Below are 13,516 nucleotides of genomic sequence, written 5' to 3'. Positions count from 1 at the left end.
TTTTTGTTGCGCTCAAGGTACAAGCGCCCCGTGTTAATCCTGAATCCCGCTTCACCAAGTGATCGAATAGTTATCGCACATTGCAGATATTTTTATAGATTTGCCTCTGCGTCAATTTAAATAAGTGATGGCAGGTATGGCCTCGACTCCGCTTGCATAGTAGAAGTTAAGCACGCTAAAAAAGTCAATTGCCTTGTTTTCGTTTAAATCATACACGAGAATATGGTCGCCCCAACTCTCCAAATCGTCCCCGTCAATCCGTCTCGGAGTTGTTTTTCCCATTGTATCTACAAATGAGTTTTCGTATTCATGGTTAGGTCCAGATTGATAAGCGGACACGAAATAAGTAAATAGTGTCCCTTGATCCACGTAGATAAGTATCGCCTTATCGGAAGATGCGTAGGAAGAAGAATATTTGACCGGAGCGGAAATGGACTTTATTTTGACGCTGGATATGTTATGCGAGCGATGGGTATATCCACTTCCCCAAGAGTTAGTAAACTCGCGCTTCCAATCAAGATGTGGATTTTCTCCCTTTCCCGTACCAACGTAAACCCCATTGGAATAAACGGCGCCATCCGGATACTCTGCCACTACATACAATAAGGAAGCGGAAGCGTGCAATAGGCTTGAATAATTTGCCTTATTCAAGGCATTCAACCGAATTGTATAAGAATCGCCTACTGTCCCATCGGAATAGACGCGAATGGCGTAATCTCCTGCAGGCAGCTCTTTCAAGGAGATTTGATGACCCGCAGAGACGGATACGTTCGTCGCCGCAGCTTCTCCAGCGTTCCAATCAACCAGATACAGCCGCGCCACATAAGCGGAGTTGCCGGACACCAGGTTCATGATCATGCTTCTGTCGCTAGGAACTTTAAAAAACCACAAATCATCAGGGTCCTCGGCAGTTAACGTGTCATTAAAATTCATGAGCGCGTCGGCAACATTATAAGAAGACTTTGTTGAGAAGGAAGGCTCAATGGTGATGTTGTCGCCTTTCTGTTCAATGAGTGCATCAACAGCAATCATATCAAGCGAAGCCGGGAACGCTGGAACAGAAAACCGATTTACGGTTTCCGGAGTGAGCGGCTGAAAGGCCTCTCTGCTTTCTGGTGCGGATTCTGCCGATACGGGCACAGTAAAAACGCTGAAAAATAAAGCTAACATCATGATAACGCTTACTACTTTGCAACTTTGTCTTTTTCTCATTTTAACCGTCTCCTTTTTCCGGATTATTTTGGCAACCCAGCTTAGATGACATCCAACGTGTGAGGATATAAAGAGAATAAATACCTATATGTACCATTTATAGTAGACTTCATCCTGTCGGATTGCAATATGATTTTCATTCGTTTGAATAATGTTCATAACTTCCAGAACAAGCACGTGACAAGTATTCCAAATAAATACTGGCGCTTGTTAATAAATTCTCATATGATCATCTTGGATTTGATCCCATTCGAGCAGAAAGGTTGATTGCAAGATGAACAAGATGAAAAAAGCCGTTATCGGACTTGTCACCGCCATGCTCCTGCTTATGCCTCTATCCGCATATGCAGCCAGCCCAACCAAGATGGACGTCGATTTCAATCAGTCGCGGGTGAAAGTGAACGGAGAATTAGTGGGAAACAATATTTTTCGGTACGAGGGCACTGCCTATGCCTCTCTCAAGACGATGAGCGAAGTCTTCAAGTTGGACCTTGCTTATGATGAAGAGTCTGGCGCGTACTACCTAGGCATGCTGCCGGCCGGGGCAGTGTCCGACAGCGCAATCGATGCTGGGGAAGACAACGGCAAAGCAACGGATAAGCAGGCAGAGGAGACGGAAAAAAAGGGGAAGCGCGCCATCGAAGCGGCTTTAAACGCGGCTGACGTGGTAGTCCAAGGTATTAGAATCAAAGGCAACAGCATCACCTATAACGGAAGGACCTATGTTCCTTTCCGGAGCGTCGCCGAAATTTTGAAGATGGACATCAAGCATGACGGGACTACGGCGACCACATATATTGGATATATTCCTGACTTTGTGAAGAACCCTCCGAAAAAAGAGAATTCGAAAACCGCGAAAGAGAAAAAATCGCAACCGAAAAAGACAAAATTGTACGACGTTGCGGCCAGCGGAGAGATGAAAGGGTGGCGGAAGCTGAAGGGCCATCCATACGAGGGCGCATTTGAGATTTATTATATGCTCGATGGATCGATGATGACGACGAACGTCAAGGACATCCGCAAGGTTGATTTGAAAAAGAAAGTGCAATGGGTAGATGACAAAGGACGGAAAAGAACGAATACGGTCAAGGAAATCTACAGCATATTCTCTGAATTCAGCAACCAGTACACTTCAGAATGGTTCACAGCGAAGTTCGGCAATCTGTACGCGGATTGGCTTATGGGCTCCACCATTCGCGCGGAAAACATCGTCGAAGAATATTTGACGGCGACGGGCAAGCTCAAAGCGCCTGAAAGCTTCATTACCTTGACACCTGATGCTGTCGTTGAATTGGAATAGCTGCTTCATCAGAGAGCGGCGGTCAGAGCACGGCTCCGCGGAGAAATCCGCGGAGCTTGTTTTATTTGCGTTTGGCACTCGGCTGTCACTTCTTAATGTGCTGCCAATTAGGCGGAAGCGCATGCGTCTCCACATGTTCATACTTTACCAGCTTGGCTGTTCCTTGTATTGCCGCTCCCGCCTCGAAGGTCAAACGATCCTTGCCTACCGTAATATGGGGCCCGACAACAGGGGTCACTTCAAGTTCGATCATGAAATGAAATTGTCGAAATCCTCCCAATCTTTCGGCCCGCACCACAGCAATCTGATAAGGGTACACGATCGGAGTTGCAGAGAAAACTTTTTTATAGTAACCGGCCACTGCCGCATCGATTTGCGGGCCGAGAAAGAGCATCAGCATATCTTGGTACAGCAATGTTATCGAGTCTGCTTGGGGCGAGGTTTGTGTTTTGGCGGCATTAGAATCCGCAGGGAAAATCAGGAGCATTATAATAAGCAATGAACAAGCCATTTGGATTAATTTCATGTCCGTATCCTTTTGCAAATTGATGTTCACGTCCTATGCTCTCTCTTCCCGAGGCATTTCATGCACCGGCAGAGGATCATGTATAATGTAAAGCATCGCATGGCACGGTTGCCGGAAAGGGGAATGTCATCTATGAAAGCATTGGCCGCTCAGAGGTGTATCGAGATCAGGAGAGAAATCGATTGCACAGTGGAGCGAATAACGGAGACCTCCTTCCATATGAAGCTGTACAGCCATGAAATTACCGTTAAAGAAGAACGGATTGCAATGGATAGAATTTACGATATTTCGTACTACCGAAAAAGCCGTGAAGAAGATGCTATCGGTTTTCTGTACTTGCATACCAATCGAGGCGTCCAGACCTATTACGTAAAAGACGATCCGACTTTATTTATAGAAGCCTATAGAAGGCTGGTTGAGTTCAATAGAAACAAATGAATGAGAAGCTCGGATAGAAAAAATTGCATATGTTCATTCGTTGCAACATGCTTGACACGGATAACGCGACATTATATACTAATGAAGTGTTGAGGCCATATAAGGACTTAACACAGTAACATAATCATAGTTTGCGGTCATGGCGGAATTGGCAGACGCGCTAGATTCAGGTTCTAGTGTCAGCAATGACGTGGAGGTTCGAGTCCTCTTGACCGCACCACCAATGTAAACGACAGTCCTTGCGAGCAGCAAGGACTTTTTGTTGTGCCGCGCTCTTTTCCCCTCGGAAAGCCTCAAAATGGTAAAGATGAGTTGAAAATTCGATACCGTGTAAAATGGCACAAATGGAAGATTGTTCCCGAATGAAAGTGATGTATTCGTTTTCTTGAAAATTAAAGCGGTTTTACTTTTTGGCAATGAATAGGATAGTTTGATATTAGAAATGATTTCATGCTCGTTTTCAGAAAGAAGGTGAAACAATAGAATACCGGTAACATTCTCTCCGGCAGCTCACGCATTTATTCCCCATCAACACGACATCTAAGAAAGTAACCCGCATTTTCACAGTGGAAGAACATACATCCATAGTGCCTGCAGAATAGATAGAACTTCCGCCTAACGCCATACTGTATCATGCATTTTATTTATTGTGTAGAAAGATAAGAAGGAGTGGGCGCTTTGCAGTACTTTTTTTATGGAACGACAATTGTTTTTCTAGTATTTCAATTGCTATATACCATTGTCCCCTTATTATTCAGCAAAGTAAAAAAATTAGACATCAGCCTTTCTGAAAAATCAATATCGGTGCTGGTCCCCGCTTATAACGAGGAGCTTACCATTACAAATTGCATTAAAGCGATGGAGGGGCTCAATTACGGCAACCATGAAGTCATCATCATAAACGACGGTTCGAAGGATGATACTTTCCGGCGGCTTCATGAGCTGCTTGAGTTGGAGCCCATTGACAGAAAACCGGATCGAAAGCTTGCTTATAAGGAGATTAAAGGGATATATGGCTCGAAAAGCTATCAAAATATATTCGTCATCGACAAATTGAACGGAGGAAAAGCGGACTCTTTAAATGCGGGCATCGATTGCGCTCAATCCGACATTGTCATAACGCTGGATGCGGACAGCATGCTCGAAGTCAATTCGCTGAAATACGTCAATCAATATTTCCATGACAAGGACGTAATCGCACTTGGCGGCACCGTTAAAATCGTCCAAGGCGCCCAAAAAAAGAACGGAGTCATCGTCGAGCAATTTACGGGCAAAGGGATTATCAAAAGCCAAATTATCAATTACATTCATGGTTTCTATGTCCGCAAATTAACGCAATCCGTATTTAATTCCATTGTCGTCATCTCTGGCGCATTCGGCGCGTTCTACAAAGACATTTTGATTCAAGTGAATGGCTTCAGAAGCACGGTTGGAGAGGATATCGACATCACCCTGAAAATTCATGAGTATTTGAAGGCGAATAAGTTGAAACAGAAGCTGGTATATGCCCCGGAAGCAGTATGCTATACGGAATGCCCGGAGAATATTCCCAACTTCTATAAGCAGCGGATTCGATGGCAAAAGGCTTTTGTCGATTGCATCTTAATCTATTGGTCCAAACTGTCGGACAAGTTCAGCTTGGGCGTCAGCCTGTTTTTTGCGATTGACGGTTTTGTATTGGGAACGCTGACCGCCTTCACAACCATTTTTTATTTGCTGCAAATCGCGCTTTTTGGCGGCGACGTCTTTCATGCGCTTATGATGTTATGCATTACACTAATCGTGAATGCCACACAAATTATGATCTCGCTGTATCTGTGCAAAAAATATGAAAGTAGTTATACGTTCAAGGATTATGTGAAAATGTTCTTGTTCAGCCAGTATGAATTGTTAACGTACCGCAATTTATTGCTTTATTTAAATATTGTCGGAACCTTTAAATATTTCGACAATGATGAAGGCTGGGGTTATGTAGAGCGTAAAGGGGTTGCAACCATCAGTTAATTTTGCCCAAACAGATCATAAAGGCTAACTTAGGAGGCTGCCATGGAGAGTGTTTTCAAAAATAATAGAATTATATACATTGATATATTGCGGATCATTTCCATCATAGCCGTCATTGTGCTGCATATTACCGCGGATTTGCTGACCAGAACGAACGATTTTGATACCGCGTCATGGTGGGTCAGCAATGTGTTCAATTCCATTTCGAGATTTGCGGTACCTGTATTTTTCATGATTAGCGGAGCAATGATACTTCGGATTGACGTCCAATCATACAGGGACTTCTACATAAAAAGAGTATTGCCGTTAGTCATCTCGTTAGTCAGCTGGTCTTTGATTTATGCCCTGTACATGCAATATTTTATCGTTAACAGCCACATGAGCGTCTATCAATTTCTCGGAGATTTCGCCTATAAATTATTGACAGACGGGAATTATGTTCATTTATGGTTTTTGTATGCCATTATCGCGATTTATATGACGGTTCCCTTGATTGGCAAATTGGTGAAGGCGTGCAGCGAGAAAGATTTGCGTTATTATTTGACGCTCTGGTTTATTATCAGCATCCTGTACCGCTTAATATCTGATATCGTGCTTAAATCAACCTCGCAGTATATCAATATACCTATTTTGAACATTCCTTTTTTTACGGGTTTTCTAGGATATTTTGTGTTGGGATACTATATGTTTACATATGGGCTGCCGGAGAGACCAAAAAGATTAATTTTTAATTTGGGCGTCATCTCGTTTTTTGTTACTCCGGTAGCGACTTATTTTGCATCTCTGTACAACGGCGTGCTGGATGAAATGTTTTACGGGAATTATTCCATCACGACGTTCTTTATGGCCATGGCGATCTTTATTTACTTTCAAGAGAAAGACAGCTCGTTAAGGGAAAAAGTAAATCACAAAATCAAAAAAATGATCGGTTCCGTGTCAAAAGCGAGCTTCAGCATTTATCTCATTCATTTGCTAATCGAACTGCTCGTATCCAGCAGGGCCGACACCGAGGGAACACTGCTGCAAACTTCGTTCAACCTTACGTTTAATGTAGTTGCCATCTTTGCAATCAGTTATATTACGGTGAAATTGTTGAATCTCAATAAATTCATAACCAAAGTGCTATTTGGTGGAAGAGGTTAATGATGCGTGTAAGTCATTATGCAAAAGCGTTTATCGTGATGCTGCTAATAGGGATGGGCTTCTATTATTATAATTTGCACCATACAGACCATAAAATGAACGCTGTTTATATTCCGATATGGAAAAATGTGAATGATATTAAGCTGCAGGATAAGAAGGTGGATATTGCATTTATCGCCTTCGCGAAAATAGACAAAAACAATATTTATTTTCACGAAGATCCTGCCTCAAACGATCAAATCAAAGCGAACATCAAAAAGCTGAAAGAGAATAATCCGCAAACACGCTTTGTGCTGGCTGTCGGAGGGTATAATGTGGATGGATTTTCGGATGCATCGCTGGACGCCAATCGGTATCAATTTACTGAAAGCATTGTCGGAATGGTAAAGGATCTGGATTTGGACGGAGTGGATATCGACTGGGAATTTCCGGCTTTTGATGCTTGGGGGACACAAAAGGCACGAGCCGAAGATACTCACAACTTTACGTATCTGATGAAAGAATTAAGGGAAAAGCTTAATAAGCTGCCGCATAAAAATAAAAAATATGTGTTGACCTTTGCTGCGGGAACGCAAGATTGGTATTTCAACAATGTAGAGGTGAAACAAGTAGAGAAGTACGTCAATTTCATCAACGTCATGAGCTACGACTTGACGGGCCGATGGTCTGATACGACAGGGTACAACGCCAATCTGTACAAGGATGCCCACGATAAAGCCAAAGATAGCGTGGATGAAATTATCAATATGTATGTGCAGCACGGCATCGACAGCAAGAAGCTGCTTCTGGGGATTCCAGCCTATTCCTATGGATGGGAAGGCGTAAAAAGCGAGGATGGCGGCAACGGAGCATTTGCAGCCGGAAAGGCAATCGATATAGACCAAGTGGATTTGAGTTATAAAACCATCGAACAAAAATATAGGAACAAAAAAGGATTTAAACGTTATTATGACGAGAAGGCAAAGGCGGCCTTTTTATTCAATGGAGATACGTTCATCACCTATGAGGATAAAGAAGCATTAAAGGAAAAAATAGCGTACATCCAAGATAAAAACTTGGGAGGGGCAATGGTATGGGAATACTCTCAGGACTCCGAGGATGGGATTGTGAAGTTTTTGGGCGATCACTTGAATGAGTAAGCGCAGCCAAATAATTCAGGTAACGCTTAAATCATTCATGGGCAGACAAGCGAAGGCAAGCTATGATAAAGGTGTTACTAGGATGGAGGTTGGTATTAATGAAGAAACAGCGTGTAGGTATCGTAGGCTGTGGAAATATTTTTCCGATGCATGCCAAGTCCGTAGAACTGAATGAACATGCAGAACTGGTCGCTGTATGCGATGTGAAGGAAGAACGAGCGCAGAAAGCAGCCAATCAATACAGTTGTGCCTATTACTTGGACTATAAACAAATGATTGATGAGGCAGAGCTGGATGTTGTGCATGTATGCACACCTCACCATATGCATGCTCCCGTCGTCATCTATGCGGCAGAAAAGGGCAAGCATGTCATTACGGAGAAGCCGATCAGCATTACGGTTGCGGATGCGGAGGCGATGATCGAGGCGTGCCGCAATCACAATGTCACATTCGGAGTCATCTTCCAAAACCGCTATAATCCGGGCTCCGTGTTGATTAAGGAAGCTCTCGACAGCGGCAAGCTGGGGCGCGTGCTCGGGGCCCGCTGCTCTGTCACCTGGAAACGGACAGACGAATATTACAGCAAGAGCGATTGGAAGGGCACATGGGATAAAGAAGGCGGCGGCGTCATTATTGATCAGGCCATCCACACGTTGGATTTGATGAGATGGTTCATCGGAGACGATATTGCTGCGATATCCGCTCATATTGAAAATCGCACGCATCGGCAAATCGACGTTGAGGACGTGGCTGATGGAGTCATCGAGTTCAAAAACGGGACGATGGCTTCCTTCTACGCGATGAACTACCACAGCTACGATGCTCCGGTGGAGATTGAATTGCACTGCGAGAAAGGAACCGCGCATATTAAGGCCGAGCAAGGCGCCATTCATTATGAAGACGGCACTGAAATTAGCCGGGACACCGATCGCAACAACGTAATCGATTACGGCGCAGGGGTAAAAACGTACTGGGGGATTAGCCACATCCATCAAATCGGGAACTTCTATGATGCTGTAATCCATGGTGAACCGCTGCATATTACAGGGGAAGAAGCCTTGAAAACGCAGAAGATGGTCGCGGCTATATATGAATCCGGGAAGACGGGACAAAAGGTTCAATTTTGAGCCTGTGAATATTCGGGTAACGCTAAATAAGGAAGAATCACCTGTTGGATACAACATGAATCAGGTGATTCTTCTTTTTTTATTTTTATCCGCTATTCCGAACTTTAACTTTTTCATAACCTTCTCTTTTTCGCAATTATATAAAATAAAGAGCAGTCGGCTCCGGATTCAATCTCTCAGAGGAAGAAGTGGAAAAAGTGGGAAAATTGGAAAAGCGAAAGATGAAAAAAAAGAAAAACAGTGCTAAAAAATGGTGGATCATAGCAGGTGTCGTTATTATTCTCGGACTTGGGGGGGTTATCTTCTGGAAGCAACTAGCTATTTTTGCATTTGATATATTTTTATCCGGCACAGTAGAAGATAAGCTGACTGAGTCCTATAAACCGATCGACGGCAAGCCGGTAGTGGAACGGGAAATTACGGATCCATTCTCTGTCCTTCTCCTGGGAGTCGACCAACGCGATGAAGATGAGATCGGACGCTCGGACACTATCATCTGTTCCATTATCCGTCCGAAGGACAATAAGGTGCTCTTGGTTTCAATACCTCGCGATACGTACACTGAGATTGCAGGCCATGGCACATCAGATAAGATTAACCATGCATTTGCTTTTGGCAGCGTCAAGGACAAAGTGATCGGCGGTCCCAAAATGAGCATGGATACCGTTGGCAAGCTGCTTGATCATGAGATGAATCACTATGCGACGATTAACTTTGAAGGCTTCATAGATGTGGTTGACGCAGTGGGCGGTGTAAAGCTGCCGATTACAGAGGATATCGTGAATAAAGGAGCCGCACACGAGAAATTTCGTGTCGAAGCCAATAAGCCGATTTATAACGGTCAAGAAGCCTTGTATTTTGTGCGTTACCGTGAAGATTCCGATTACAACCGAACAGAACGGAATCGGATCTTTTTAGAAGCGTTCAAGGATCGCGTGCTCGAGCTCGATCAGATGGCCAAGATTCCTGAATTGATGGATATTATGGGCAAGAACTTCAAGACAGACATGAAGCCGCGTTATATCATCGATCTGGCTAAGCAAATGTTCCGCATGGACTCGCCTACAACGATCAGCAGCTATATGCTGCACGGCGACGGTAAACGGATGGAGGATGGCATTTGGTACTTCTTTCCGAATGAAGAGGATTTGACTTACATGAAGAGCCTGATTACGAATTGGATGGACCCGAATACAGAGCCGTCAGCCTTAATGGTTCCCCGCGAGGTGAAAGCAGAATAACAAAGCAGAAGTCAGCTGCGCCAATGCAGCTGACTTCTGCTTTGTTAAAACTCGGGGGGTACTTAAAATTGGTTGATTTTTTATGATTACATGAACATAATGGTAAAATACGGGTGATCAATTTTGCATCTCAAAGGAAGGTGAGGTTGTGAGTACCGTTACTGCGAAGCCTCAAAGCTTGGGGGAGCTAATACAGTACCATCGACAAAATAAAAATATAAGCTTATCAAAATTGCAAGAATTAGTCGGCGTTGGTAAAGGCAGCCTGTCGAGAATTGAAAACGGAGAAGTCAAACGTCCTCACTTTAAAACGATTCAATCCATCGCTACCGCCTTAGACATCCCCCGTAATGACATCATAGAACAGTACATCCGGATAGGACATAAATCAGATGTGATTTACTCCATATTGCAGGAAGCACTTGAAACACCCGATCATCCATTATTAATATCCAATATAGCCACCAAGTTTCTTGAATCACCGAATGAAGATAGCTTGGACTTGGTGGAGAGGATGTATCAGACGATAGACTCCGTAGAGGATACCTCCATTAAATTATCCTTGTTTAACCTTATCATTGATTACTCACGCAATCATGGAATAATGCCTTACATTGCTAAATGCTTATACCAAAAGTACATGATTGAACGAAATGATTTTACAGTTTTAAAAGAAACGTACCAATCTGGAAAATATATTTTGGATTACGCAAATTTCCTCAGTGACAAGGAAAAAATAATAGTTCACTATAGTTTAGCTGTTCATGCGTATAACCTCATGCTGTATGAAGATTGCATAAAACTTTGTTCGTATATCCTAGAAAATGATAAACCTTTGGGCGAATATAAGGCAAACGCAGTCTTTAGTATACTTTGTTCGCACCACTATTTGGGGCAATATGAAAAAAGTAAATCTTATCTTGAGGAGTACTATAAATTTCCGTTCCCATACGTGTCCGACAATGCCAAGTTGATGACTGGGATTACGAATGGGAAAGTAGGACATAGAGAATTAGCTATTTCACAATTGCAAGACTATTTGAAGAGCCCTTCAACTTATAATCTCATTTATGCAGTAACAGAGTTGTTTAATCTATATCTTCAGATAAACGACTTTGTTTCAGCAGAAGGACTCTTGAACCATGAAGATTCAATGATAAAGAGCATTAATGATAAGTGTACGACTCCATTTAAAAGGTCAAGATTAGCTTATTTTTATCAACTAAAAGGGACTTTGATGTTTAACACGCAACAGTACGATGAAGCTTTCAATTGTTTTATTGAAAGTGTGTGTGAATATATGGACATTGGAGTGTATGACAAAGCACTAGTGAGTTTGCTGCATATTAATAGAGCCATAATAGAAGATAACTCACTTTTTAGCCTTGAGGTTGTTAAAAAATTTGACTCATTGAATCAGCAATTATATAAAAAAGCTTCAAACAACCCCCAACTTGTGATTAAGATGAGGGCTGCTTTAAGCTGGGCAAAGATTGAAACGCCCGAATGGTTAGCGATAATGACGATGACCATGTCAACAAGCGGTCTTGCGCTTCCGGCTCTTTCGGTTGCTCAAGCTGAGTAAACTGCTCGAAGAGATACATCGAGCATTTAAACGGGTTCAACCCGTTCAGCGGGTTATGCCTAGCTTGGCTAGGTGTATCAGGTGTGGAGCACCGATTCTTTTAATCGCAATATTACTGATGGATTTAGGAGCTGCAAGTATTCCCAGTGTTGTCTCCGCAGATCCACCTTGGATAATACCAACGGTTTATAGTTGCAGTATTAACTCTTTAATTAGTGTACCTTAGATAGGAATTTGAAAAGACGCCTCTCAGGACGTCTTTTTTGTATATTTGTATTTTAGGACAATGGTTACACAAAAACCCATAAAAATGATTTTTGCCCAACTCCTTCTATACTAGAGTCAAGATGCAGTTAATCGGCGAAATCGAGTCCAGCATATCTGCTATTCATTAATTGCGAAAGGGTGTCCCAACAATAGAACCATTTTATTTTTGCTATGTAAAACATGATTATTTACTTGAAAGAATTGAAAGTCTCCGACAGCAATTGATACAAGCAGCCAATGAAAAAAAGAGTCTTACAGATGAAGCTGTTCTTAGATTGAGCCAAGAGCTAGACATGTATCTCTTTGAGTTTCAGAGAAGGAGTGAGAGCAAAATACGAATAGATACTTCTAGGAAGTCAAGTGAAAATTTTATTGAATCTATGTTCTTTCCTTCAATATAAAAAATTTATTATTCCATTTTGCGTCAAAAAATTCATTAAAGGTTATCATAGTCTGATTATCTGGTCAGGTATTTTCATACTCGACTGGTAAATCTGATGCATACTCAGACTCAAATCACACGAAACGTTCGACCATTATATAGAGAAGGTGAATGAACTGAAAAAAACTGTTTTCGCACTGCTTTTAATACTTCTTATTGTTGGCTGTACTCATAATACGTCACAGGAAGAAGAGGATAGAAAGAATTTGCTTCCGTTTGTTGGTGATTCACAAGGTTATGCACTGGGGTTGTATAACAACGGCGAGATCGAAGCAAATAGAACATTCGAAATTAGTGAAGACGGATTCATTAGAAATGTTGTGTTTCGAAATTTTACAAAGAAAGATGAAAAATTCATCCTGCTTATTTTTGATAATGGAAGACAAATGGATTTCGAGTTGGAGGATAAAAAAATGAACTCTTATCCTTTTTTATTGAAAAAGGGAGTGTCTGCTGATCTTTCCATAAAACTTGAGGGTCTAGAGGACGGTTTTCATTCTATTAATTATGTTATTTTGAGAGATCCTGACTTGGTTATTACTACGACTACAAAAATAAAAAAAGCTGAGCAATTGTCCCAGATATTCGGAATGCGCATTAATATACTGAAAAACATTGATGCTATACCTGAGAAAACAACAGAAATATTTGATGATTATTCTGTTATGGAAAGTAGCAAGCTTCATGGTTCTTTTTTGAGTAAGCCTGATAAAGATTACACCATGTGGTTAAGTGATATACCCGATCAAAACAATTCAATGAATTTTAATTTGCTCTATGGAAACAAAGAAGACAGTGTTACTGATTTCTATTTAATCTTGCTTGATAACTGGGAACAAGTTCCTATTCGTGGACAGGATGTTGTTTATGACAACGTAAAAAATAAGATGGATAAGAAAATAAGTGTTAAGCTAACGGATGTAAAAGGGAAGCATATTTTACAATCGCTGATCCTTCCCAATCCATATACGGCATTAACTAAAGAGAGTCGATATACATCGTCACCGGTGGCTAGTCTCAGAACATTAATTCAATAAAACTTATTCTATCTTTATGCTATTGCTTTACAAAAAAAACCAAAAGCGGTACCAT

At 41.9% G+C, this 13,516-nt stretch carries 12 protein-coding genes and 1 tRNA gene; 11 read left to right on the top strand and 2 right to left on the bottom strand.

What is annotated here, in order from left to right; translation table 11 throughout:
• Positions 1-111: 111 nt before the first annotated feature.
• A complete protein-coding gene (locus JSQ80_RS02555) occupies positions 112-1,212 on the bottom strand; it encodes a hypothetical protein (RefSeq protein ID WP_206094237.1) in 1,101 nt (366 codons plus the stop codon).
• Between the two features lie 274 nt (positions 1,213-1,486).
• Here JSQ80_RS02555 and JSQ80_RS02550 point away from each other — a divergent pair, with 274 nt between their 5' ends.
• Positions 1,487-2,512 (top strand): stalk domain-containing protein, encoded by a 1,026-nt coding sequence (locus tag JSQ80_RS02550; protein WP_206094236.1) that lies wholly within the window; start codon positions 1,487-1,489, stop codon positions 2,510-2,512.
• An 85-nt stretch (positions 2,513-2,597) separates the two neighbouring features.
• Here JSQ80_RS02550 and JSQ80_RS02545 read toward each other — a convergent pair whose 3' ends face one another.
• Positions 2,598-3,068 carry a DUF3888 domain-containing protein gene (locus tag JSQ80_RS02545; RefSeq protein ID WP_336245699.1) on the bottom strand — a complete coding sequence of 157 codons (471 nt, stop codon included), beginning with the start codon at positions 3,066-3,068 and terminating at the stop codon, positions 2,598-2,600.
• Between the two features lie 102 nt (positions 3,069-3,170).
• Here JSQ80_RS02545 and JSQ80_RS02540 point away from each other — a divergent pair, with 102 nt between their 5' ends.
• The 10 genes from JSQ80_RS02540 to JSQ80_RS02495 all read left to right on the top strand — a co-directional run bounded on the left by JSQ80_RS02540 (position 3,171) and on the right by JSQ80_RS02495 (position 13,461).
• On the top strand, positions 3,171-3,476 hold the full coding sequence (locus JSQ80_RS02540; RefSeq protein ID WP_206094235.1) for a hypothetical protein: 306 nt from the start codon (positions 3,171-3,173) through the stop codon (positions 3,474-3,476).
• Between the two features lie 133 nt (positions 3,477-3,609).
• Positions 3,610-3,696: transfer RNA gene (locus JSQ80_RS02535), tRNA-Leu, on the top strand.
• A 458-nt stretch (positions 3,697-4,154) separates the two neighbouring features.
• Complete coding sequence (locus tag JSQ80_RS02530; RefSeq protein ID WP_206094234.1) at positions 4,155-5,480, top strand: glycosyltransferase family 2 protein; 1,326 nt, start codon at positions 4,155-4,157, stop codon at positions 5,478-5,480.
• Between the two features lie 42 nt (positions 5,481-5,522).
• Positions 5,523-6,623 carry an acyltransferase gene (locus tag JSQ80_RS02525; RefSeq protein ID WP_206094233.1) on the top strand — a complete coding sequence of 367 codons (1,101 nt, stop codon included), beginning with the start codon at positions 5,523-5,525 and terminating at the stop codon, positions 6,621-6,623.
• A gap of 2 nt (positions 6,624-6,625) precedes the next feature.
• Entirely contained in the window at positions 6,626-7,762 is a 1,137-nt protein-coding gene (locus JSQ80_RS02520) for a glycoside hydrolase family 18 protein (protein ID WP_206097450.1), read from the top strand.
• 98 nt (positions 7,763-7,860) lie between these two features.
• Positions 7,861-8,889 (top strand): Gfo/Idh/MocA family protein, encoded by a 1,029-nt coding sequence (locus JSQ80_RS02515; RefSeq protein ID WP_206094232.1) that lies wholly within the window; start codon positions 7,861-7,863, stop codon positions 8,887-8,889.
• A gap of 221 nt (positions 8,890-9,110) precedes the next feature.
• Positions 9,111-10,130, top strand: coding sequence for an LCP family protein (locus tag JSQ80_RS02510; RefSeq protein ID WP_206094231.1), 1,020 nt, complete (start codon positions 9,111-9,113; stop codon positions 10,128-10,130).
• 148 nt (positions 10,131-10,278) lie between these two features.
• Positions 10,279-11,715, top strand: coding sequence for a helix-turn-helix domain-containing protein (locus JSQ80_RS02505; protein ID WP_206094230.1), 1,437 nt, complete (start codon positions 10,279-10,281; stop codon positions 11,713-11,715).
• Positions 11,716-12,110: 395 nt separating this feature from the next.
• The gene (locus tag JSQ80_RS02500; protein ID WP_272491067.1) at positions 12,111-12,383 is read left to right on the top strand and encodes an aspartyl-phosphate phosphatase Spo0E family protein; all 273 of its coding nucleotides are present in this window, start codon (positions 12,111-12,113) and stop codon (positions 12,381-12,383) included.
• A 148-nt stretch (positions 12,384-12,531) separates the two neighbouring features.
• Complete coding sequence (locus JSQ80_RS02495; protein ID WP_206094229.1) at positions 12,532-13,461, top strand: hypothetical protein; 930 nt, start codon at positions 12,532-12,534, stop codon at positions 13,459-13,461.
• Positions 13,462-13,516 lie beyond the last annotated feature (55 nt).

It is taken from the genome of Paenibacillus apiarius, from assembly GCF_017052585.1.
Lineage (GTDB): Bacteria > Bacillota > Bacilli > Paenibacillales > Paenibacillaceae > Paenibacillus_B > Paenibacillus_B apiarius.
Note: the sequence above shows the minus strand (reverse complement) of the source record. Positions and strands in the feature narration are given on the sequence as shown.

Coding starts and splice junctions, on each gene's coding strand:
- JSQ80_RS02510 (WP_206094231.1), top strand. CDS start 9,111: ATGAAAAAAAAGAAAAACAGTGCTAAAAAATGGTGGATCATAGCAGGT.
- JSQ80_RS02550 (WP_206094236.1), top strand. CDS start 1,487: ATGAACAAGATGAAAAAAGCCGTTATCGGACTTGTCACCGCCATGCTC.
- JSQ80_RS02540 (WP_206094235.1), top strand. CDS start 3,171: ATGAAAGCATTGGCCGCTCAGAGGTGTATCGAGATCAGGAGAGAAATC.
- JSQ80_RS02520 (WP_206097450.1), top strand. CDS start 6,626: ATGCGTGTAAGTCATTATGCAAAAGCGTTTATCGTGATGCTGCTAATA.
- JSQ80_RS02525 (WP_206094233.1), top strand. CDS start 5,523: ATGGAGAGTGTTTTCAAAAATAATAGAATTATATACATTGATATATTG.
- JSQ80_RS02555 (WP_206094237.1), bottom strand. CDS start 1,212: ATGAGAAAAAGACAAAGTTGCAAAGTAGTAAGCGTTATCATGATGTTA.
- JSQ80_RS02515 (WP_206094232.1), top strand. CDS start 7,861: ATGAAGAAACAGCGTGTAGGTATCGTAGGCTGTGGAAATATTTTTCCG.